Source organism: Anaerotardibacter muris (genome assembly GCF_943192915.1).
Lineage (GTDB): Bacteria > Actinomycetota > Coriobacteriia > Coriobacteriales > Eggerthellaceae > Anaerotardibacter > Anaerotardibacter muris.
Window position 1 is genome coordinate 125,814 of the sequence record NZ_CALPCD010000005.1, and the last position, 22,077, is coordinate 147,890.

The window sequence follows — 22,077 nt, forward strand, 5'->3', positions numbered from 1 at the left end:
AGGTATGCAACCGACCCTCGAACTAGAATCTGTTCAATTTGAGTTTTGGGCGGTTTTACTGTGCATTCCCTCGCCTGAGCGAATGCTATTTCTGGGTCTCGTTGCCCAGATATGAGCGCAGGAAGGAATCGTAGCCACCCACGTCACTACGGAGCTTCGTAAGCTGTTCATCGAGGCTCGCAGATTCCTGCGTATAGGCTTCGATGAGAGGCTGCGCGAATGGATCGGGGAACGATTTTGCCAGCTCGACTGCCTCGCGGTCTGCAGCGTTGTACCGATCGTTATTGCTCTCGGCGGTCTGACGATCCTGAATGAGGATCGCTTCGTTCGAGAGCAAGCCAAATCCAATCTCCTCTAGACGTTTTGCCAGGTAATCCGTATAGATGGCGAAATCGCCGTTAGGGAATCGTTCGATCACTTCATTCAGTGCAGTCTGAGCTTCTTCGAGCTTCGTTCGAGCTTCCATGAGCCATTCGGTCGACTGTGCGACGGTCTCGGGCGAAGTGTTCTTCACCGCGCTCGCACCCTGAGCGAGCAGTGATTGCGCGTCATCGATATTGGTCTCCATCAGCTCCATTCCATCGAGCGAACGCTTCGCATTGATGTCAACGGCGAGCTTCTGGTCTGCAAGCTGGAGCATTGTTTCACGTGAAACAATGGTATTGCGCGCGGTCTCTGCCGCTTCCTTGTCCGCACTCGTGCTCTCTATGGCATCATTGGCGCGATCCGCATAGGTCTTGGCCTTTTGCAACAGATCGAGCGCTCCAGGAATTTGAGACTGGAGCTCTTCGGCACGCGCAATGGTGTCCTCTCCGAAGGGTTGCGAGAAGAATTCGTCGATGGCGACCAGCGTCTGATCGCTCTGCTCGATGTAGGAGCATGCTTCATTGATGAGCTCGCGGTTCGAACGGTTCTTCTCGTATTCCTGATAGGCCCAGGTGCCGCCAATGGATGCAAGGACCGCTACCACCAACACCACCAGCGCCATGCTGATGAAGCGGCTGCGGGCACGGCGCTTCTGCCTGCGTCCGATCTCGGCATGAGCTTCAGCGCTGAAGCCCGATGCGTTGGGCAAGAAAGGAACTTCCTCTTGTTTGCGTCCGAAGCGCTTTTGCGCTGGCTGAGCATGCTTTCCCCGCGAGGAAGCTGCCTGCTGAACTGGGGTCGCCGGAGCGTTATTGCCTTGTTGATCGCTGGTGAGCGCATCTTTGAGAGCGGCGTTCTCGCCACTACCGAGCGCCATAGAAGGCCCGAACCCTTCGTAGCTGCCTTTGTTCTTCCGACGAAAACGGGCGAACAGACCGCGACCGTTTGACGAATGTGCCGATTTGTTATCGAGCACGCTGAAAGAGATCTCGTTGGGACGGCCCTGCGAGATCTCGACCAGATGCAAGGAGTCCTGCTCGTTATTGTTGCGCTTTGATCTCTTCAATGATCTCGTCCATGGTCAACGAAACGATGTTCTTGGTGGGCAATGAATTGAGGAACTTCCTCCCATAAGACTTGGTGAGCAGGCGTTTGTCCGCCAACACCACGATGCCTTTATCGGTAGACGTGCGAATGAGCCTTCCTACCGCTTGCTTGATGGAGATGACAGCCTGCGGAAGCGAGTAATGCGACCAAGCGCGACTGTCGTGAAGTTCGCGCTCACAAGAGAGCGGATCGGTTGGCAGACCGAAAGGTAACTTAGGAATGACCACGCCTTTTAGGGTCGATCCAGGTGCGTCGAAACCCTCCCAGAAGCTCTTGAGCGCAAAAAGGCTCAGGTGTTCGTCTTTGAGGAAATCATCGCGCAAACCTTTCACGGAGACTCCCCATTTTTGACAGACCAATCGCAATCCTGCTGCCTTTATCTGGGGATTCACACCATCGAAGCAGCGCTCCATCTCCTTACGATTGGTGAAGAGCGTCAACATCGAGCCCCCCTGTGCCAGATGCAGTCGAGCAAGGAACTGCTCTAGTGTGGGCAAATATGCCGAATCTTGCGGTTCAGGCATGTCGGTGGGTAAATAAACGCGCATGTTCGTATCGAAATCGTAGCTCGATTCGATCTGCAGCACTTCGGTGGGCTTTTCAGGATCGCTCGCAAGGCCAAGCGCATTCACGAAAGAATCGAACGAATTATCCACCGAGAGCGTGGCCGAGGTATATATGACCGTATCGGTCTCGGGATAGAACGATTCATCCAGATTCTGACCCACGTTCAATGGTTGAGACAAGAACGTGTCTTTGAGCTGGTCTTTCGAACGATTGAGACGCACCGAATAGACGCGATTGTCCTTGTTCGTGAAGAAGATCGTCTCAATCGATTCATAGAGCTCGCGCAATTCAAGAGCGAGCAGAGCGATCTCGCGCTGAGGGCCCGAAGAATGTTCGAGTTCTTCGAAATATGCGACCACATCGCGGATGGCTTTGATCATCTTCTCGAGCGTCTCGAGCATGGACTTCGCGCAGCCTACTACCCCTTGGTAGACAGAACTGGCGCGAATCTCATCGTTGAGCCACAGATCAAGATATTCATAGCTTTGGTTCTTCTTGCGCGTATCGAAATAGAGGAGATCCTTCACGCTCAAACAATACTCTTCGGCAGCGATAGCGAATGCCACGCCAGCGTTGCGCGCCTTCGAGAGCAGCGAGGATAAGAGCGTATGAGCTTCTTGGCCCACTTCCACACGTTCTGCGCGAATGAGCGGATTATAGCGCGCGGAATCCGAGGTCAACCGCCGAATGATGCTCTTTACGAAATCAGACGAAAGACCTGTTGAGAACGCATGGCGCGCTTCTTCTTCTGCGTTGTGCGCCTCATCGACCACCCAGTAGCGAATGGGCGGCAGCAAGCCGTGCTCGAAACGCGCATCCCAGAATAGTAGGCTATGATTCGTGATGACGATGTCGCAATGTTGTGCCCGATCACGGGCGCCATGAACGAAACAGGTCTTGCCGAAGAAGGGACATTTCCTGCGTAAGCACTCCGTGCTCGTAGAGGCGATGCGATAGCGCGGTAAGGCGCGGAAATTCAGCTTGAGCCCATCAAGATCGTCATAATCGGTTTGCTCGATGAATGAGAGCAACGTGGCCAGAGCTGGCGCCTGATCGACCATCTGATTGTTCACCAAGATCTCTTGTGGACCACGAGCATTCACTTGTTCGATCTTGCGCAGGCAAGGATAGTGAGTGAAGCCCTTGAGCGACGCGAAAGTAACGCCTAAAGCTTCCTTGAGCAGCGGTAATTCCTTGTTGATGAGCTGGTCGAGCAACGTGTTGGTCTTCGTAGCAACACCTGTAGTGACACCGTTCTCCCTTGCGAGCAGAGCGAGCGGCAACAAGTATGCCATGGACTTTCCAACACCCGTGCCCGCCTCGATGGCGGCATTCTGACCGGTGCGCAAGGCATGCTGGATAGAAAGCGCCATGAGCTTTTGGGGTTCGCGGGGCTCATAATCTTCGTAGAGGCCGCCCAAGATCCCGCCCGGTTCGAATGCATTAGCAAGCTCTTCATCGCTCACGAATTTGAGCGGGCGACCCCCCTCTTCTTCCTGTTCAGCGATGTTCTCTGTGAAACATTCCAAGGGTTCATCGTGGGATGATGCTAGCGTTGGTCGCTGCGTGCTGTTCTCAGGCTGGAGCAGAGCAACATCTGCGCGACGCGATCTGGCCAGTGAGTAATCAGGAGCATCAGGGTTCGCTAGCTCCTTGAACGCGTATACCGTATTCCAGCGCTCGACATCAGCCATGTTCGCGATGTGCTTCACCAGCGATTCGGGCATCTTGGCCACTGCAGCCAATAAGATGCGATAGACCAGGCATGTTGCAGCCACATCGTCATCGGCGCGGTGGGTCGAATCTGCTCCACCGAAGGCGCGAACCAGATCGAGCAAACGATGGGAGTTGAGCCGTGGCAAGGCGATGCGTGCTAGGTCGAGCGAGTCGATCCAGATGTTATCCTTCAGCGCTTCGCCCGCTTTGCGCTTCGTTACGAACGTGCGGTCAAAACCCACATTATGCGCGACCACCAGTGAGTCGCCAACAAAGTCGACCAGACCAGCAAGGGCGGTATCTGGGTCTGGCGCATCGGCCACATCTTCAGCGTGAATATTCGTAAGATATGCAACTTCATCAGGTATTTCTTTTCCTGGATTCACGAAGGTGACATACCACTCCACTATCTCGCCAAAACGCATGCGCGCAGCCGCGATCTGAATGAGCTCGTCGTGATTGAAAGAAAACCCCGTGGTCTCGGTATCGAGCACCACCACGTCTTCATCGAGCGCGCCGAACTGGTTCGCTTCGGCATATTCCTTCAAGGAAGCGTAGCGCTCGACGATGCGATCAGGGGTATTTTCGAGAATGTATGTTTTAAGCCGTGACTCAGCGGTCTTGTTTTGTTTTTCCATACTGGTAAGACTATCATTTATACGGAGTTTGACCGCCCACTATCAGATGAGACCGAGGAGAAAACATGTCAGAGATCGGATATTTCGGGACCTACACTGACTTTTCGTGCCCCGACCGCAAGGCGGCTTCAGGCTTCATGGGTGCAGACAACCTGGTTGGCGACCCTTACACCATCGAAATGGATTACTCTGGCTCGAAGCGCCAAGCATGGATCGTGAATCCGTTCGGCTTTCGCATGGGCGTGCTTTCAGAGAAGATAGCGCAAAAGATCGACGTGTACGAAGCGAAGGGCTGGCGCGTTGTGGCGCTGCTCGCCTGTGTGATATTCACAGAAGAGCCGAAGCCGGGTACCTTTTCGGGGCAAGTCGCACTCTTCGCTTATGACCCAGCGCACGAAGAAGCGTTCTCCGCGTTCGTGAAGACCATTGGAGAGCAACTGGCAAAGGGAGTCCGCCCCGCTATCGATCTAGGCGCAGACGGCGTCTCACGCGTTCTCTCGAGCAAAGGGTCGTGGGTACCTACAGGACGCGTACCAATGCCTTCGGTGAAGAAAGGTTCGATCATCTTGAAGAGCGAGCGCTCTTCTACGGACAAGCTGGTTGCTCAAGCGCGTAAGAGCCGAGTAGGCTGCACGGTTGCAAGCTGGGGTTTCATCATCGTTGTGGTTGCTGCCATCATCTTCGCGATGCGATCTTGCGGCGTATTCTAGCTGATCATCGAGCCAAACATCTCCGGCCAAATATCTTTTCTACTGGCTACATGGCGCCCTATAGGGCTTCCCTGCACTACGCATTAGCGAGCGCGTCTTCGATCAGATATACGCACAGGTCTGTGAAGCTCATGCCAATACTGCTTGCTGCGTCAGGTAAAAGCGAGGTGGCGGTCATGCCAGGGATGGTGTTGGTCTCTAGGGCCCAGAAGTTTCCGTTCTCATCCAGAAGCAGGTCCGTGCGCGAAACACCTTCACATTCAAGACCCTGATGCGCCAAAAGAGCTATTTCCTGGGCCTTTTGCGTCAATTCATCAGAAAGCGGAGCAGGGCAAACATGCTTGGAACCGCCTTCGGCATACTTGGATTCGAAATCGTAGAATTCGTTGATGGGAATGATCTGGATAACGGGAAGCACTTGTGGCTGCTGCGTCCCGAGCACACCGACCGTGTACTCCACGCCCTCAATGAGCGTTTCGACCAGCACTTTATCGTCGATCTGGAACACATTTTCCAGCGCTTCTTCGATCTGCTCGAGGCCGTCGCACAGGTATACGCCCAGTGCGCTGCCTTCAGTGGCCGCCTTGATCACGCAGGTGGTGCCGAAGTCACGCACGACCTCTTCTGCAGACATATCATCCGGGCTTTCGAGCAAGATCGACTTCGGCGTAGGAACGCCCACTCGTTCATAGACGGTCTTGGTCTTCGCTTTATCGATCGCTGTAGCGCTCGACCACACATTCGGACCCGTATAAGGAAGTTCGAGGATCTCGAGCATTCCTTGGATGGTGCCGTCTTCGCCCAATTTCCCATGGAGCGCCAAGAAGGCCACGTCATAGTTCCCGCTCACTAGTCTTACCAGGTCATCCTTACTTGCTGGATCGATCTGGGTAACGTTGAAGCCTGCCTCTACCAAGGCATCGTGAACAGCCTTGCCTGATGCGAGCGAGATCTCGCGCTCTCCGCTCTTGCCGCCAGCAAGAAGAGCTACGGACGTTTCTTGAGGAATAACCGTGACAGCCATTGAACTCGCTTTCTGAGATGAGCTGAGTTGGGTGCGCTGTGAAGCGCGAAGGACACTTTGAGTATAACAAACCTCGTGGCACTGCCCTATTACGCTTTATAATTGCCCTAGCAATTGTCTTCGAACTACGAGCGGGAGCCCATGCCAACACCGATCAAATCACTTTCATTTGCTGCGATCTATGAACTATGCGAGCAGTTGGGGCAGCCGAAATACCGGGCTGACCAGCTGATCCAATGGCTCTTCGTGAAGCAGGCATCCAGCTATGATGAGATGACGAACCTGCCGAAAGCCTTTCGTGAAGCACTTGCCAAGGATTATCCGCTCATTCCAGCAAAGCTGATCGACAAGCAGATCTCGAATGATGGAACGCGCAAGTATTGCTTTGAGCTAGCTGATGGAGCGCGCGTGGAATCGGTCGGCATTCCAGTCTTCAAAGAAGGTTCCGATGGTGATCTGCGATCGCTCACCGTATGCTTTTCGACACAAGTAGGTTGTCCCATGGCATGCGCATTCTGCGCTACCGGCACCGAAGGCCTCACACGCGACCTTTCATCAGGGGAAATGGTGGATCAAGTCGCTTTCATCCAAGATGATTTCAACGCTCGTGTTTCCCATGTGGTCTCGATGGGTCAAGGCGAGCCGTTCCTGAACTACGACGCTACGATCGAAGCGCTCGATCTCTTGAATTCAAAGAAGGGCTTCGGCATCGGTGCACGCCACATCACTGTTTCGACCTGCGGGATCATTCCTGGTATAGAACGCCTGGCAGAAGATCCTCATCAGTACACGCTGGCCGTTTCTCTTCATTCAGCTGAGCAAGTCATCCGAGACATGCTCATGCCACGCTGCAGCGCTCAAACCCTCCCCCAACTCAAGCAAGCTTTGCAGTTCTACCAAGAAAAGACTGGTCGTCGCGTGAGCTTCGAGTATTTGATGATAAACGGGGTGAACGACACGGATGCGGCGCTCGAATCCTTGATCGAATTCTCTCGTGGCATCATGTGCCATGTGAACCTCATCCCTTTGAATGACGTGGATCATTCAGCTTTCAAGCCCAGCTCAAAGGACATGATCACCCACTGGAAAAACGTGCTCACCCGTGTTGGGATCGAGACCACCATCCGCAACTCGCGCGGTTCGGACATAGATGGCGCTTGCGGACAGCTCAAGAACAAGCTCCTCTCTTGAACTGGACAGATCATGACAGATTCCTCTTCGCCCTATAGCCCCGAGTCAGGAGCAAGCATCCCAAAGACTCCCCTTTCATAAGAAAAGCCCCTGAACAGGGGCTTTGGTCAGTCTATGTTCGATGCGCTTAGGCGTTTTCGGTAAGAACAGCCACAACACGCTGTAGCTCGTCTTCGTCCTTGAACTGGATCTCGATCTTATTCTTGCCTTGAACGGTCTTGACACGGACTGGCATCGCAAGAACTTTCGACATGCTGCGAGCAGCCTTCTTGAAGCTTGCTGGAGCAGGAACGCGCGTGGAAGGAGCATCTTTGCTCTTCTCGCGACCGGCCAACAACCGAGCGATAGCTTCGGTCTCGCGTACGCTCAGCTTCTCTTCCATCAACTTGTTCGTAAGGGATTTACGACCTTCAACGGTGGGAACTGACAAGATCGCACGAGCATGACCTGCAGATATCTTCTCTTCGAACAACAGCTGCTGAGCTTCTTCGGGCAGGTCGAGCAAACGAAGCGCGTTCGCAATGGTCGAACGACCCTTGGAAACCGCCTGAGCAACTTCAGATTGCGTCATACCGCGACGTTCCATAAGACGCTTATAGCCATACGCCTCTTCGATGGGGTTCAGATCGGAACGTTGGATATTCTCGATCAAAGCAAGCTCGAGCGCTTCATCTTCGTCTGCCGTCCAAAAATGGACGGGGATCATTTCCATGCCAAGAGAGCGACATGCCTGCCAGCGACGTTCGCCCGCGATGATCTCATATTGGTCTCCCATGCGACGGACGAGAATAGGATTGATCAAGCCGTTGCGCTGGATCGAGGCAGCAAGCTCTTCGATCTCTTCAGGCTTGAAATTGGTACGCGGCTGATTCGGATTCGGATGAACTTGGGCCAGTGGAACTTCTGCGACACTGCCCTTTTCGTCTTTTTGGGTCGTTTTTGCGCTAGAAGCCACAGGAGCCGTTTTAAGCGGTTCTGCCTGTTTTGACGAACTTGCACCTACCTTAGAAGCCGATTTGGCGTTAGAGGCGTTCTCAGAAGCCCGTTTTTTCGCGCCCGATTGGCTTGAAGCTATGGGAGCGGGACGCTTAGAAGACGATGGTTTCTTTGTAGAAGTCTTGGTGGTCTTAGCCGGGCGAGCTTCACGCTCGACAACCTTTGCGTGCTCGAGCGCGTCTTCAGAGATGTAGATGTCCGCCGCTTCCTTTTCAGCAACAGGAGCGTCGGCAACCTCGGCTGGAGCTTCAACTACTTCTTCAACGATCTCTTCAACAGCTGCAGGTTTCTTTTCCTGCTTTGGTGTTTCGCTCTTTGAATAACTTGGAGCGTCGTTGAAGAGCGCTCCGAGTCCTTTGCCTAAACCACTTTTCTGTTTAGCCACGTTTGATCACCTCTTGTGCCAGCTCGTTATATGCCTCGGTACCCTTGTTCTCAGGAGCATAATCGAGGATCGGCTGACCATAGCTTGGAGCTTCAGATAGTTTTACAGTACGGGGAATGACCGTCTCGAAGACCGTGTCGCCGAAGAACGAACGAACTTCGTCCACGACCTGTTTAGAAAGGTTCGTGCGTGCATCGTACATGGTAAGCACGATTCCGTAGATATCAAGGCTTGGATTGAGCACGCTTTTGACACGTTTCATCGAATCAAGAAGTTTTGTCACACCTTCAAGTGCGTAGAATTCGCACTGGATAGGAATGAGCAACTTATCAGCAGCCACCAACGCATTGATAGTGAGCAAGCCAAGCGAAGGCGGGCAGTCTATAAGGATATAGTCATAGCGACCACGGAGCGTACCGAGCGCATTCTTCAAGCGGTTTTCGCGAGCCATCTCGTTCACGAGCTCGACTTCTGCACCCGCCAAGCTGATGGTAGAGGGGAGAACGTCCACACCTTTACCAACCTCGGCTAGGATCACATCCTCTATCGGGGTCTCCCCCAACAGTACGTTATACACACACTGATCAATATCGCGCTTGTCGATGCCATACCCGCTCGTTGCATTGCCCTGGGGGTCAAGATCGACGAGCAAGACCTCTTTACCAGCTGCACCAAGAGCAGCAGCCAAGTTCACTGCCGTAGTGGATTTTCCCACGCCGCCCTTTTGATTGATGATCGCTAAGATCTTAGTCTGGCCGATGATATGAGAGACAGGTCCCTTATCGCGAAATGCCACATACGAAGCCTTCGCAGGCTCGATAGGCTCTTCAGCGTAAACCTCTTCTTCTACGTGAACAGGAGCGGGGGCATCACCACTCGCCTTGATATAGACCGCAGCTTCCTCAGCACCTGAAGACGCGTGAACATCTCGCTCGACAACCTGAGCGGCTTCGTTCACTTCATCATAACGTTGGGTTGGGGAGTTAGCGGTACGCGATTCCTGCTGTTCGTTAGGGCGAGTCGGTGCTGGTTTTGAGTTGCGTTTAAGACTGTCGAATAATCCCACGAACGCTCCTTTCATGAATTATCACTAAAAAGTATACCGATAAACTGTTTCACGTGAAACAAGATATCGAGGAAATGTAGAAGCGTTACGCCTTATACGGTCGCTTTTGAGCCATACCGGGTCGGCGGGGGAGTTTTACCGTGGGCTCAGCCACTTTTTCGAGCACGAAGATGCTTCGGGGAGTCGTGCCATCAGAGAGCGTTTCCGAGCGTGTTGAAACGAGCTTCATACCAAGCTTCTCTTCGAGCTGAGCAGCCTGAGCAAGCTCTGCATCATCGACTTGGGCCTTGTAGCAAATAAACTGACCGCCCAACTGAAGCAGAGGGGCAGCAAGCTCGAGCAGCGAAGGAAGCGAAGAAAGTGCTCGTGCGGTAAGGACCGCGAACGATTCGGGCTGGTCCAATGCCAGTTCCTCAGCGCGGCCCGTAAAGGTATGTACCTGATCCTGAAGACCAAGCTGCTCGATGATACGATCGAGCGCCTGCGTCTTCTTCGCTACGGAATCAACCAATACGGTCTGACGACCAGACATGATAGCAAGGGGAAGACCAGGAAAGCCACCTCCAGTACCAAGGTCTCCATAACGGCCTGCAGGTGCGCTGAGCAACTCAGGCAGACCTAAGAGCGAGTCTTCGATATGGAGCAGCTGTCCCTGCTCCCAATCAGTGATGCGCGTCAGATTCGATCGTTGATTCTCTTCAAGAACGAGCTGCAAATGAAGATCGAGCAACTCTTGTTGCTCGATCGTAGGTGCGGGATTCATTCCCATGATGTTCCTTGATGTTTCACGTGAAACACGAAGTACTAGCGCGGTGTGACAACAACGCGTCGACCACGACCTTCGCCCTCAGAATGTGTATCAACACTCGAATTATCACGTAGGGTGATATGGATGATACGGCGTTCATAAGGGGTCATGGGGCGCAGCTTGATCTCGCGATCTTGGGAAATAGCGCGATGAGCAGCATTCTCTGCGATCTCTTCCAGTTTCTGGCGCTGACGGCTCTTATAGCCTTCAACATCCACCACGATAGGATAGCGGAAACCGATAGTGCGCGAAGTGATAACAGAGATGAGGAACTGCAAAGATTCGAGCGTGCGACCGTGACGGCCAATGAGCACCGCCAGATCGTCACCAGTGATATCAAGGATCAGCTCACCTTCATCGCCTTCATATTCATCAATAGTGACCTGACCCACATTGAAGTATTTCAAGATGTCCTTCAGTGCAGCAATTGCTGTGTCAGCGACCTGATCGAGTTCTGCATCAGTAAGCGTAGAAGCTTCGGACGCTCCTGTGTCTTCGATGATCTCTTCTTCTACTTCGACCGTTTCGAACTCTTCGTTCTCATTCATTTCTTCAGTCATGATTCTCCTTATATTCAAATCTCCCTAAAGAGGGAGGAGCCCGCATAAAAATGGACAACGACCTAGCGTTGTCCACTCACTTCAGTTATTTAGACTTCTTGGTAGGACGAGGCTTCTTGACCTTACGCGTAACATCCACCTGTACTGGCTTGACGTCAACTTCGGCAGCTTCAAGCTCACGATCCTTGCGGCGAAGAACGCTGAGCGTGATCTGCTGCTGTGCAACTGCGAAGACCGAAGACGTTGCCCAGAACAAGAGAACGCCAGCAGGGGAGCCCCAGCCGATCCATAACATCATCAATGTCATGATGACCATCATGAACAGCTGCTGATTCTTCTGCGGATTATTCGTGCCGACCTGCTGTAATAAGGTTGGTAAGAAAGTTGCACCAGCAAAGATGATCAACAAGATGCCATAGGGGAGAAAAGCACCGAAGCCCGCTTCCCATGCATTCGAAGGCGAAGCAACGAGGTTCGGCAAGATATTGTAGAACGTATAATCAGAACCGCCAGTACGGTTATTCATGTCATAAAGAACCTGGAACAGCGCGATGAAGATAGGCATCTGCAGGATCATGGGCAAGCAACCAGCCAGTGGGTTGAACCCTGATTCAGCGTAGAGCTTCTGCATCTCTGCTGATTGGCGTTGCTTATCGTCAGCATACTTGGTCTGGATCTCTTGCATGAGCGGGCTGAACTTCTGCATCTGGAAGGTCGATTTGATCTGCTTCTGCATGAGCGGGAACAGAACCAAACGGAAGATCAGCGTAACGATGACGATAGCAAGGCCCCAGTCATGCACGAAGTTGTAGAAGAAATCGATGCAGACGAATATCGCATCTTTGAACGCGTCCCACATTTACGTGATTCCTCTCAATCCTTCTTACCCGGTCTGAACGAGAATGTTTCAGGAACGGGATCATATCCATAGTCGCCGCCAGGATGACATCTTGCTATGCGCCGTATGCTGAGATAGGCACCTTTGATAAATCCAAAACGTTTGAGTGCAATAATACTATATTCCGAACAGGTCGGTGTGAAGCGACATGACGGAGGGAGTATCGGTGAAAGGGCAAACCGATAGAACTTGATACAGAGCACAGCAAGCTTGGTCGGAAGCGATCTGATACCTGCTAACAACTGTTTCAAGAAGCGCTTCATCAGGCATTACTCTCATGATCGAAGCGGCTCTGCAGCATTACGAGTTATCGATATGATGGCTCGCTGACCTTCGGAGAGCTGCTTTTGATAAGGAATGTTCAACACGCTTCGCTTCGCTAGGAAGATGATGTCGAGCCCAGACCATGGCCCTTGAAGCTCAGAACAAAGCGCTCTCATCCTACGCTTCGCCGCATTGCGCCACACTGCATTCCCGTTCTTTTTACCTGCTATAAAAGCAACACGACCTGATGGGCCGTGTTCTTGTGTCTTCAGTACGATGAGCGTCATGCCTGAAACGCTATAACGCTTACCGTGTGAGAAGACAGTTGAAATATCAGTGTTTGACTTAATGGTCTTACGCACAAGTCCGATAGAACGGCGTTTTACACACAGAGACGCTTGCGGCCCTTAGCACGACGAGCAGAAAGAACTGCACGACCACCCTTAGTGGACATACGAGCACGGAAGCCATGGGTCTTTGCACGTTTACGATTATTTGGTTGATAGGTACGTTTCATTACCTGTCCTTTCAGTTTTAGAATAGCCCTAAAATTGTAGGAACAGTTTCTCTGAAAGTCAATAAACCTATCCTATGAACGGCTTAGAACATTTACTTCAGCGACCTCGAGAATGTGACCTTGCATCGCCCAGTGGAGCTGATTGATGAAATATCCTTCAGAAAGATCGAGGTCGGTATCAAGTGCGAAGACGCGAAGCGTATAGGTGTGGTCCATATCGGGAGGACACGGACCTTCATAGGCCTGTGCAACAGTAAGATCGTTGTCGACAGCCTCAAGATCATGGAACAAGCTGTTAAAACCTTGGCGCCATTCAGGCTGTGGGTTTTGACTCGCATTCTCAGGAATGAGCGTGGTATCAGGACTGATGCCACACATGAGCCAGTGGATCCAAGTGAAGCCACAAACAGGCGTTGAATCATAGTCGATGAACATAAGGGCAAGGCTCTGCGTACCTTCTGGAACCTCTTCAATAGTGATGGGGAAGGAGCAGATGGCATGACCATATTTTTGTTCGCTTGCCGGAGCATACTTGCCATATTTGTCGGGAAGGAAGCCGTTTTCGACAGGGATAGAGATCTTCATGATGAGCACCTTTGAACAGTACAGCTGCCTTGAATCGAGCAGCTAATATTTTTTCGCTCTCACCATAATAAATGATGATTTTTAAAAAGTTTTCAACATTACCATTTTGTATAAATGTTGAAAAAGTTGAAAAGTCAATAAATCATATATGAATGAGTGTTGAATTCTTAAAACCTGCTGTTTTGTCAAGAACTTTTCTTCGATCGAAGCGGTCTGATCTTATGCTTCCTTAATTTGATCAATTCCTTAGAAAATAGTATCTGAACTGGTATTATACAATCATATTGAAATAATCGATGAAGAAACATGACCGTTCATGAAGCCCGTCATTATGTTGGCTGACGTGCAGTTTTCATCTTTAGTAGAAGTGGCTTCAAAAAGACCGATCCATTTGAATTACTGATGAGTTTTCCATATTAATGCGCGGTTCTCTACGATCTTGTATTCATTTTTCATCATCATTTTTCATGTTTTTCAACATTTTTCGCATAAAAGGTTGAAAAAGCGAAATCTATATATGAATAATTCAACAATTTTGTGAAAACTAGTGGAAAAGTAAAGAAAAGTTACTTGAATATCTTACCGATAAAGTGAGATTTGCTCATAATTTGACTATCAACAACGTAGTATTATGTGAAAACTTATGAAAACAAGGGGAATCAGGTAAGGAACTGCCCTAACGATGGATCGCTCACAAGAACAATCGAATGAAGGTCTGCCTCTTTCTTCTTATCCAAGCGATACTACCGCTCACCCTCGAGTGACCAATGGTGGGTTGAACCCTTCAGGTCTAGCTGGTTCTTCATCTGTTGAAGGTGCGATTGATCAAAAGGATTTCAACTACGACCATATAGAATCAATCGCAGTAGTAGCCATCTATGATACCTTGCAGAGCACTCCGCAGATCGTACAGATTCCAGGTGGTCCTACTCATCAATTCATCGAAGACATTGCTTCTATCACCTATAAAGAAGCTCAGCAGCGTGGTGGTCTGATCCCTTATACGGTCATTCGTGAAGTTGCCGAGAATTTCATCCATGCGAACTTCAATGAACCAGTCGTTTCTATCTTTGATAAAGGGAATACGATCCGTTTTGCGGATCAAGGTCCTGGGATCAAAGATAAAGAACGAGCTCAAGAGCCAGGTTTTACTTCCGCAAGTGAGCCGATGAAGAAATATATTCGTGGTGTTGGCTCAGGTCTTCCTCTTGTGAAAGAAATCTTGGGATTCTCTCACGGTACCATCAAGATCGAGGACAATATCAATCATGGATCAGTGGTCACTATCAGTCTCTTACGTGATCTTGATGCTCAAAAAGACCCGCAGAGTGATATCCCATCTCTTACAGAAAATGATAAAGCTATCCTTCGAGCACTCTTACCTCATGAATTGTTAGGGGTAACTGAAATGGTCAACCTTACAGCCATCCCTCAATCGACCATCCATAAGTCTTTCAGCAAGCTTGAAACAGCTGGTATCTTAGAAAAAGTTAATAAGAAACGCCAGCTCACAGCCAAAGGAACTCAAGTCGCTCTTTCTCTCTAACTAAGAAATCACCTACTTTTTCCACATTCTGGTCTTTTTTCCACAATAACTTGCTAATATGGAAACTCGTCTCTTCTAAACGAGTGAAAGCAGGTGAGAAATGGATATCCAAGAAGTATGGGATAGATTGATCCATACGATCAAGTCTTATCCAGGTGTGAATCCGTCTCAGATCGATGCTTTCTTCTCAAGGATCCAGATCCAGGCGGTCAGTCCAGGTTTCATCATGCTCACCTCGAATAATAGCTTCATCAAAGAATGGGTCGAGCGCCATTATGTGAAAGATATCAAGCGAGCGCTTGAAGATATCTATCAAGTTGAATTTCTGGTACAGATCGAAGTTGATACAACAGTAGAAGAAGACAAAGAGATACCTATAGCAGCGATCGTTGGCGCTACGCCTGCATCACAAGCTCCTGCCCAAACTTCCTCTTCTGAGGCTGAACCAGCCCACGACCAACAACAACCTAATCAACCTCAAAACGATCATACCCGTCACGCACGACCACGTAGAACTACGGTCATCCCAGCTCAGCAAGATGAGATGCAAGCTCCAGCAGTAACTACTGTAGAGGTTGTTGAAGAAACTGGATCTCCTGCAGTGGATAATTCCACCTCTCGTTTGACCTTTGAATCATTCGTCATCGGCGACTCGAATCGCTTCGCTTACGCAATGGCCACTGAAGTTGCCGAACGACCAGGAACTTCAAGTTTGAATCCTTTGTTCATCTATGGTCGTAGTGGTGTTGGAAAGACTCATTTGATGTGTGCGATCAAGAATTACATCAATGAGCAATATCCTGACCTGAATGTTCTTTATATCGATGCTGAGGACCTGGTCAACCGCTATTATGATGCCGCACAAGAGAAATCAGTAGATAAGCTCAGCTTCAAGAACTTCGAGAATATCTTCAAAGAAGCAGATGTGATCTTGATCGATGATATCCAAGGTCTTCAGGGTAAAGAAGGCCTGGTCAATATCGTATTCAGGATCTTCAATGCGAATATCGACCAAGGAAAGCAGTTCGTTTTCAGTGCTGACCGAGCACCAAAGAACATCGACTTGGATGAACGTTATGTATCGCGTTTTAATTCAGGTGCAACGATCGACATCCAACCACCTGATGACGCCACGAAACGAAGCATCATCACGAACTTCATCCAACAATATCAACAAGACGAGCATCTTGATTTTCAGCTCTCTGATGAAGTGATCGACTATATCGTTGAACAATCGGGTTCCAATATCCGCGAGATCAAGAGTGCGATCACGAATGTCATCTTCGCTATCAAGATGTCTGGTAGTGACAAGGTGACCACTTACGATGTGAAGGATATGCTGGCGAACCATTTCTTGAATGAAAAAGGGGAGCGCTTCACGATCGAGAATATCCAGGCAGCTGTTGAGAAATTCTATCGTGTCTCACATTCCGACCTGGTAAGCAAGAAACGTAATAAATCGATCAAACACCCACGTCAGGTGGCGATCTACCTTTCACGTGAACTTCTTAATATGACCTTCAAGGATATTGGTAGGGCTTTCAATCGTGACCATTCTACGATCATGCATTCTAATGAGCTGATCGAGAGTGGCCTTAAAGAAGATAAGAATCTTCGGGACGAGATCGAATATATTCGCAAGATGCTCCACAACCAAGACTACTAAGCTGTTTACCTCATTGCATTGCTTGGTCTACCGCTCACCTGTCACGAACGGTAGAAATCATCCTTTTTCAAGAAATTTTTTAGTGGAAAGCTCGGTGGAGAAGAGCAAAAGTTCATGTTGATAACTAACACAATGCAGGGGATAAAGTTTTAGACAGTTTTTCCTTGTGGAAATGGACCGAGTAAACGAACAATCTATCCTTTCGAAACCTATTCATAACGAGCAGGCATTATAAAAGTTTTGAACATTTCAACCGAGCTTTCTATTACTACTAATAAGAATTCAAAGATAAAAGATAGATAAGAAAAGAAGATCGACAAAGTGGACCTGGAATCACACCTGCACGATCTGAAGAGACAGCTATAATCGAAACGAACTCAAAGCTCGAATTGGCGATGGATCGATCGCTTAATTATGAAGGATGTAGGTACGCTCTATGAAGATCAATGTGAACCAATCAGAATTATCTCGCGCGCTTGGAACTGTGATCAAAGGTTCTTCTACGCGTTCTACTCTTTCGATCCTTTCAGGTATCCTCATCCAGGCCCGTGAAAGCGAGATCGTTCTACAATCAACGAACCTTGAACTTTCGATCCGTGTAGTTTTACCTGCTCTGATCGAAGAGGAAGGCGATACGGTCGTTCCTGCAAAACTCTTCTTAGATATCGTGAAGAATCTACCTGATATGGCAGTGAGCATCTCAACGAATGAATCGACTGCAACGATCTTTTGCAATAACACCACCTATTCGTTGAAAACACTTAATCCTCTTGATTTCCCACTCTTCCCAGAAGTTGACGCTGATCAGGAAGTTTCTTTCCCCTTCAATACCTTCGCGACCATGATCAAGAGCACAGCAAAAACAGTCTCTCGTGATGAAAGTCATCCGATCCTTACTGGTATTCTCATTTCGCAGTCTGGTAATACCTTGAAGATGGTCGCTACCGACTCGTATCGTTTAGCAGTTGCTGAAATAACGCTCGATTCCATTCCTGCTCGTGAATTCGAGGCGGTCATTGCAGGATCCTTCTTGCAAGATATCACTGCACTTCCTTCAAGTGATGAGCCTATCGTGCTCGCACTGAATGAAAATCAGATCGTCATCACGTATGACAATGCAACGTTCATTAATCGTCGTATCGAAGGTGTGTTCCCTAACTACAAGCAGCTTCTTTCGAATGCTTATACAACGAAAGTGCAGCTTTCTCGAAGTGAGCTCATCGATGCGATCCGCCGCGTTTCATTACTTAGTAATAAAGTTTCACCTGTTCAGATATCAGTTGATGCTGATGCGGGTATCCTTACGCTCATTTCGAATTCTCAAGATGTTGGCAATGCACAAGAATCGCTGGTTTGCTCCATCGAAGGTGAATCCGTTGATATCGCTTTCAATTATTCATTCATGCTCGATGGATTATCTTCGATCCAATCTGAAGACATCACATTCAATTTCCTTGGTGCGATGAAGCCTGGTGTTATCGAAGCAGACGGTGAAGAGAAATTCCTTTACCTTATCATGCCAGTCCGTTTCTAAACGACTAGCTCTCTATAGTTCCTGGTCAATCAAAGGTTTCTTCATTCATGGGACTGAAGATACAACAGATCCACTATTACAATTTTCGGAATTATTCCGACTATAAGCTTGAAGATCTTGGTGATCTGACCCTTTTTATCGGGCCTAACGCTATTGGCAAGACCAATCTGATCGAAGGTATTCAACTGATCACTGCTTTCACTTCATTTAGAAGCACTAAGAGCGATCATTTAGTGAAGTTCGGTGAACAAAGCGCGTTCGTAAAAGCACTCTTGCGTGATGATAAGCGTAAATTAGATATGCATTTTACCCTCCAAGAGGGAAAACGTGCTTTTCTTCTTAATGGAAAGCGAAAGCAGATAAAGAGCTTACGCGGCATTTTGCCATCTGTGGTATTTTCACCAGATGATCTTACTTTTATCAAAGGGTCTCAAAGTGGAAAACGCGCTCAGATCGACAATCTAGGTGAACAAATTTCCGTGAATTATCATACGGTCCGTCGTGATTATGAGCGCATCCTTCGTCAGAAGAATAAGTATCTAAAAGAATCAACTTCTCATGGTTTTCTTGAAAGTGTGAATGAAGTACTCACTACTATTGGTTCACAATTCTTCGTATTGCGAGCTCAGCTTGTGCAGGAGCTCATCCCTTATATCCAACGATTCTATTCTGATCTTTCTGCTGGTAGGGAAGAGGTAACGATCAACTACATCCCTTCATGGGATAAGTATCTTTCTCCTGATCTGATCCCGAACGATTTTCCGCAGTTTTCCCGATCTGAAGCGAAAGAGAAGCTCGATGCAATCATCGAGCAAGAATTCAACCGAGAACATCAGCGTGGTTTGGCACTCTTCGGCCCCCATGCTGATCAGATCATCTTCATGATCGACGGGAAGGATGCAAGTCATTTTGCAAGTCAAGGACAGCAACGCTCCCTTGTATTGAGCTTCAAGATGGCTGAAGTGGCGCTTTTAAAGGATAAGCTCGATCAAACACCAGTGCTACTACTCGATGATGTCATGTCGGAATTAGATGAAGTTCGCCGTAAACAATTGATCCAGGTCATATCCCAGGATATGCAGACGTTCATCACTTCGACTAACCTTTCTTATTTCGATGACGATTTCCTCAACAAAGCGGACATCATTCATCTTGATCACGATATCCATACTGAAGGATCATCTGAAGAGGGGATTCGTGATGAATAGACCTATAAAACGTGCATCTAATTATTTGAATATCTTCTTGAATCGGTTACCAGATGACCAAAAGAAAAAAGTGTTGGTCGAACGAAAGATAAAGCAGGTCTATGAACAATTCACTGCTTGTGTTGAACCCTTCATCGCCGATCATGTGAATTCGATCTATTTGATCAACGAGCCAAAAGATGTTCGTGATAGCAAGCTTGCTTCAGATGTTTCCCGTGAAACATTCCTTAAGTTGACCGTCTATGTTGATAATTCTTTGATCGCTGCGGAACTTAACGCTCAGCGCGAATTGATCATCTTGAAGTATCGTGAGCTCTTCGATCTTACGATCGACGAGATGATCATCAAGATATCGCGCGGTGCATACCGTGATAACTATCCTCTTCGTAAGAAGGATACGGATGAGGTCAAGAGTAACTTCCATCAACTTTCACCTGAAGAAGAAGCTGATATCGAATATAAAACTGCAAATATCTCTGATAACGATATAAGGGCATCGTTCCAACGGGTTCTTAAAGCGACTAAAGAACACCCTTTGAAAGATTAAGTTTTTTCTTAAAATACACGGCAAGTTCCGCTTAGACAGGCTCAGAACCACTGCTAGATATATGTATTTAATAAGTACGTTAGCACAATATCTTGTGCTAGAATGTGCTATTGGATCAAGCGTGATCCATCACTCTATAGGCTTACAAAATCGCTGTTCAAAAAGGAGTTAGGTTGGCCGCAGATAAATCGCACTACGATGGCTCGGACATTCAGATCCTTGAAGGTCTTGAAGCTGTACGCAAACGCCCAGGCATGTACATCGGTTCAACAGGCCCTCGTGGCCTTCATCATCTGGTGTACGAGGTCGTTGACAATGCTGTTGACGAAGCGCTTGCAGGTTATTGTACTGACATCGTCGTGACCATTCATGAAGACAATTCCATTACAGTCGATGACAATGGTCGCGGTATCCCTATCGACAAACATCCAAAAGAGAAGATCCCTACCGTCGAGGTCGTTCTGACTATCCTGCACGCAGGTGGTAAGTTCGGCGGTGAAGGCTATAAGGTCTCTGGTGGTCTTCATGGTGTTGGTGTTTCAGTCGTGAATGCGCTTTCGACCAAGGTTGTTGTACGTGTTCGTCGTGATGGTGCAGAGCACGAAATATCATTCGACCATGGCAAGACCAAAGAGAAGCTTCACAAGATCGGTCCTGCAAAAGATACAGGTACTACGGTCACATTCTGGCCCGATCCAGAGATCTTCCAAGAGACCACGATCTATGACTATGACACGTTAGCTGCGCGTTTCCGCGAAATGTCCTTCTTGAACAAGGGCTTGAAGATCACGCTCATCGATGAACGCAAGCTCAACGAAGATGGCAAGCCCACTAAAGAAGTATTCCAGGCGCTCGGCGGTCTTGAGGACTTCGTCAAATTCCTCAATCGCGGTAAAGAGACCCTGAATAAGCCAGTGTATTTCGAGGTAGAGAACGAAGATGGCGCGGTTGAGATCGCTATGCAGTGGACCACCTCTTATTCCACGAATTCCGTGCTCTCCTTCGCGAACAATATCAATACTATTGATGGAGGTACGCATCTTGATGGCTTCAAGCAGGGTGTTACCCGTACCATCAACGATTACGCTCGTAGTAAGGGCATCTTAAAGGAAAAGGATGCGAACCTTTCAGGCGATGATACTCGTGAAGGCCTTTCGGCAGTTGTTTCCGTGAAGCTGCGCGATCCACAATTCGAAGGTCAGACCAAAGGTAAGCTCGGCAATACCGAGATCCGTGGTCTGGTCCAGGGTGCGGTCACTCAGGGTCTTGCTGAATATCTTGAAGAAAACCCTGCGCCAGCAAAGCGCATCATCAACAAGGCTACCCAGGCATTCAAGGCGCGTGAGGCTGCGCGCAAAGCACGCGAGATGACGCGCCGTAAGGGTGTGCTCGATTCTTTCTCGCTGCCAGGTAAATTGGCAGACTGCTCGAGCAAGAATCCTGCCGATTCTGAGATCTTCATCGTAGAGGGCGATTCCGCAGGTGGTTCAGCGAAGATGGCGCGTGATCGTAAGTATCAAGCCATCATGCCGCTGCGTGGCAAGATCTTGAATGTTGAACGTGCGGGCTTGAACCGAAGCTTGTCTTCGGAGACCATTTCTTCGCTCATCACCGCGATCGGCACGAATATCGGCGCCGATTTCAATGCGGACAATGCACGTTATCATCGCATCATCATCATGACGGATGCTGACGTTGACGGTGCACATATTCGCTGCTTGCTGCTGACATTCTTCTATCGTTACATGCCTGAGCTCATTCAGCGCGGTTACATCTATATCGCTCAGCCGCCGCTGTACGGCCTGAAGAAGAAGGGCGGTAAGAAGCTCGAGTACATCTTCAACGATGATGCTCTTGCAGCACGTCTAGCAGAGATCCCTGAAAAGGATCGCGAAAGTGTTTCGCTCCAGCGTTATAAAGGTCTGGGTGAAATGGACCCCGAACAGCTGTGGGAAACCACCATGGAACCTGCAACTCGTACGCTTCTGCAGGTGAGCGTTGAAGACGCTGCTGAAGCTGAACGTGTGGTCAGCGAACTTATGGGTGATCAGGTTGAACCTCGCAAGGAATTCATCCAAAAGCACGCCCAAGACGTTCGTTTCCTCGACATCTAACCGACCCTGTCCGTTCATTCTTGTTTGGAATGTGCTCACTAAGGAGCTTTTGTGACTGATAAAG

Annotated in this window: 20 protein-coding genes; 8 read left to right on the plus strand and 12 right to left on the minus strand. The window is 49.1% G+C overall.

The window, feature by feature from the left end:
• Window positions 1-85: 85 nt before the first annotated feature.
• Together NFR25_RS05650 and NFR25_RS05655 are read right to left on the minus strand one after the other, a co-directional pair.
• The gene (locus tag NFR25_RS05650; RefSeq protein ID WP_251198275.1) at window positions 86-1,432 is read right to left on the minus strand and encodes a hypothetical protein; all 1,347 of its coding nucleotides are present in this window, start codon (window positions 1,430-1,432) and stop codon (window positions 86-88) included.
• Window positions 1,407-4,394 carry a helicase C-terminal domain-containing protein gene (locus tag NFR25_RS05655; protein ID WP_251198276.1) on the minus strand — a complete coding sequence of 996 codons (2,988 nt, stop codon included), beginning with the start codon at window positions 4,392-4,394 and terminating at the stop codon, window positions 1,407-1,409. Before NFR25_RS05655 ends, NFR25_RS05650 begins: the two co-directional genes overlap by 26 nt.
• Window positions 4,395-4,459: 65 nt before the next feature.
• Here NFR25_RS05655 and NFR25_RS05660 point away from each other — a divergent pair, with 65 nt between their 5' ends.
• On the plus strand, window positions 4,460-5,104 hold the full coding sequence (locus tag NFR25_RS05660) for a hypothetical protein (protein WP_251198277.1): 645 nt from the start codon (window positions 4,460-4,462) through the stop codon (window positions 5,102-5,104).
• A gap of 76 nt (window positions 5,105-5,180) precedes the next feature.
• Here NFR25_RS05660 and NFR25_RS05665 read toward each other — a convergent pair whose 3' ends face one another.
• On the minus strand, window positions 5,181-6,128 hold the full coding sequence (locus NFR25_RS05665; protein WP_251198278.1) for a D-alanine--D-alanine ligase family protein: 948 nt from the start codon (window positions 6,126-6,128) through the stop codon (window positions 5,181-5,183).
• Between the two features lie 141 nt (window positions 6,129-6,269).
• Between NFR25_RS05665 and rlmN the strand changes: the two genes are divergently transcribed.
• Entirely contained in the window at window positions 6,270-7,319 is a 1,050-nt protein-coding gene (rlmN, locus tag NFR25_RS05670) for a dual-specificity RNA methyltransferase RlmN (protein WP_251198279.1), read from the plus strand.
• Window positions 7,320-7,446: 127 nt separating this feature from the next.
• Here the strand turns inward: rlmN and NFR25_RS05675 are convergent, their stop codons facing one another.
• The 9 genes from NFR25_RS05675 to NFR25_RS05715 all read right to left on the minus strand — a co-directional run bounded on the left by NFR25_RS05675 (window position 7,447) and on the right by NFR25_RS05715 (window position 13,398).
• Window positions 7,447-8,700 carry a ParB/RepB/Spo0J family partition protein gene (locus NFR25_RS05675; RefSeq protein ID WP_251198280.1) on the minus strand — a complete coding sequence of 418 codons (1,254 nt, stop codon included), beginning with the start codon at window positions 8,698-8,700 and terminating at the stop codon, window positions 7,447-7,449.
• Window positions 8,693-9,766 (minus strand): ParA family protein, encoded by a 1,074-nt coding sequence (locus NFR25_RS05680; protein WP_420840610.1) that lies wholly within the window; start codon window positions 9,764-9,766, stop codon window positions 8,693-8,695. The genes NFR25_RS05675 and NFR25_RS05680 overlap by 8 nt, the downstream gene beginning before the upstream one ends.
• 85 nt (window positions 9,767-9,851) lie before the next feature.
• Window positions 9,852-10,535, minus strand: a complete 684-nt coding sequence (gene rsmG, locus NFR25_RS05685) for a 16S rRNA (guanine(527)-N(7))-methyltransferase RsmG (RefSeq protein ID WP_251198281.1) — start codon at window positions 10,533-10,535, stop codon at window positions 9,852-9,854.
• A 35-nt stretch (window positions 10,536-10,570) separates the two neighbouring features.
• On the minus strand, window positions 10,571-11,134 hold the full coding sequence (locus NFR25_RS05690) for a Jag family protein (RefSeq protein ID WP_251198282.1): 564 nt from the start codon (window positions 11,132-11,134) through the stop codon (window positions 10,571-10,573).
• A gap of 85 nt (window positions 11,135-11,219) precedes the next feature.
• Window positions 11,220-11,993, minus strand: a complete 774-nt coding sequence (locus NFR25_RS05695; RefSeq protein WP_251198283.1) for a YidC/Oxa1 family membrane protein insertase — start codon at window positions 11,991-11,993, stop codon at window positions 11,220-11,222.
• A 14-nt stretch (window positions 11,994-12,007) separates the two neighbouring features.
• Complete coding sequence (gene yidD, locus NFR25_RS05700) at window positions 12,008-12,295, minus strand: membrane protein insertion efficiency factor YidD (RefSeq protein WP_251198284.1); 288 nt, start codon at window positions 12,293-12,295, stop codon at window positions 12,008-12,010.
• A 12-nt stretch (window positions 12,296-12,307) separates the two neighbouring features.
• Complete coding sequence (gene rnpA / locus NFR25_RS05705) at window positions 12,308-12,658, minus strand: ribonuclease P protein component (RefSeq protein WP_251198285.1); 351 nt, start codon at window positions 12,656-12,658, stop codon at window positions 12,308-12,310.
• Window positions 12,659-12,678: 20 nt separating this feature from the next.
• Complete coding sequence (gene rpmH, locus NFR25_RS05710) at window positions 12,679-12,813, minus strand: 50S ribosomal protein L34 (RefSeq protein WP_251198286.1); 135 nt, start codon at window positions 12,811-12,813, stop codon at window positions 12,679-12,681.
• A gap of 72 nt (window positions 12,814-12,885) precedes the next feature.
• Window positions 12,886-13,398, minus strand: a complete 513-nt coding sequence (locus NFR25_RS05715) for a YbhB/YbcL family Raf kinase inhibitor-like protein (protein WP_251198287.1) — start codon at window positions 13,396-13,398, stop codon at window positions 12,886-12,888.
• Between the two features lie 682 nt (window positions 13,399-14,080).
• Between NFR25_RS05715 and NFR25_RS05720 the strand changes: the two genes are divergently transcribed.
• The 6 genes from NFR25_RS05720 to gyrB all read left to right on the plus strand — a co-directional run bounded on the left by NFR25_RS05720 (window position 14,081) and on the right by gyrB (window position 22,013).
• Entirely contained in the window at window positions 14,081-14,944 is an 864-nt protein-coding gene (locus tag NFR25_RS05720) for an ATP-binding protein (RefSeq protein ID WP_251198288.1), read from the plus strand.
• A gap of 100 nt (window positions 14,945-15,044) precedes the next feature.
• The gene (dnaA, locus tag NFR25_RS05725) at window positions 15,045-16,610 is read left to right on the plus strand and encodes a chromosomal replication initiator protein DnaA (protein ID WP_251198289.1); all 1,566 of its coding nucleotides are present in this window, start codon (window positions 15,045-15,047) and stop codon (window positions 16,608-16,610) included.
• Window positions 16,611-17,046: 436 nt separating this feature from the next.
• Window positions 17,047-18,144, plus strand: coding sequence for a DNA polymerase III subunit beta (gene dnaN / locus NFR25_RS05730; RefSeq protein WP_251198290.1), 1,098 nt, complete (start codon window positions 17,047-17,049; stop codon window positions 18,142-18,144).
• Window positions 18,145-18,191: 47 nt separating this feature from the next.
• The gene (gene recF, locus NFR25_RS05735; protein WP_251198291.1) at window positions 18,192-19,352 is read left to right on the plus strand and encodes a DNA replication/repair protein RecF; all 1,161 of its coding nucleotides are present in this window, start codon (window positions 18,192-18,194) and stop codon (window positions 19,350-19,352) included.
• A gap of 73 nt (window positions 19,353-19,425) precedes the next feature.
• A complete protein-coding gene (locus tag NFR25_RS05740; protein WP_251198292.1) occupies window positions 19,426-19,899 on the plus strand; it encodes a hypothetical protein in 474 nt (157 codons plus the stop codon).
• 173 nt (window positions 19,900-20,072) lie between these two features.
• Window positions 20,073-22,013 (plus strand): DNA topoisomerase (ATP-hydrolyzing) subunit B, encoded by a 1,941-nt coding sequence (gyrB, locus tag NFR25_RS05745; RefSeq protein ID WP_251198293.1) that lies wholly within the window; start codon window positions 20,073-20,075, stop codon window positions 22,011-22,013.
• Window positions 22,014-22,077 lie beyond the last annotated feature (64 nt).

Bases quoted from the DNA above. Each gene is read 5' to 3' on its own strand.
- NFR25_RS05655 (WP_251198276.1), bottom strand. From the start codon at position 4,394: ATGGAAAAACAAAACAAGACCGCTGAGTCACGGCTTAAAACATACATT.
- NFR25_RS05660 (WP_251198277.1), top strand. From the start codon at position 4,460: ATGTCAGAGATCGGATATTTCGGGACCTACACTGACTTTTCGTGCCCC.
- NFR25_RS05665 (WP_251198278.1), bottom strand. From the start codon at position 6,128: ATGGCTGTCACGGTTATTCCTCAAGAAACGTCCGTAGCTCTTCTTGCT.
- rlmN (WP_251198279.1), top strand. From the start codon at position 6,270: ATGCCAACACCGATCAAATCACTTTCATTTGCTGCGATCTATGAACTA.
- rsmG (WP_251198281.1), bottom strand. From the start codon at position 10,535: ATGGGAATGAATCCCGCACCTACGATCGAGCAACAAGAGTTGCTCGAT.
- NFR25_RS05690 (WP_251198282.1), bottom strand. From the start codon at position 11,134: ATGACTGAAGAAATGAATGAGAACGAAGAGTTCGAAACGGTCGAAGTA.
- NFR25_RS05695 (WP_251198283.1), bottom strand. From the start codon at position 11,993: ATGTGGGACGCGTTCAAAGATGCGATATTCGTCTGCATCGATTTCTTC.
- yidD (WP_251198284.1), bottom strand. From the start codon at position 12,295: ATGAAGCGCTTCTTGAAACAGTTGTTAGCAGGTATCAGATCGCTTCCG.
- rpmH (WP_251198286.1), bottom strand. From the start codon at position 12,813: ATGAAACGTACCTATCAACCAAATAATCGTAAACGTGCAAAGACCCAT.
- NFR25_RS05715 (WP_251198287.1), bottom strand. From the start codon at position 13,398: ATGAAGATCTCTATCCCTGTCGAAAACGGCTTCCTTCCCGACAAATAT.
- NFR25_RS05720 (WP_251198288.1), top strand. From the start codon at position 14,081: ATGGATCGCTCACAAGAACAATCGAATGAAGGTCTGCCTCTTTCTTCT.
- dnaA (WP_251198289.1), top strand. From the start codon at position 15,045: ATGGATATCCAAGAAGTATGGGATAGATTGATCCATACGATCAAGTCT.
- dnaN (WP_251198290.1), top strand. From the start codon at position 17,047: ATGAAGATCAATGTGAACCAATCAGAATTATCTCGCGCGCTTGGAACT.
- recF (WP_251198291.1), top strand. From the start codon at position 18,192: ATGGGACTGAAGATACAACAGATCCACTATTACAATTTTCGGAATTAT.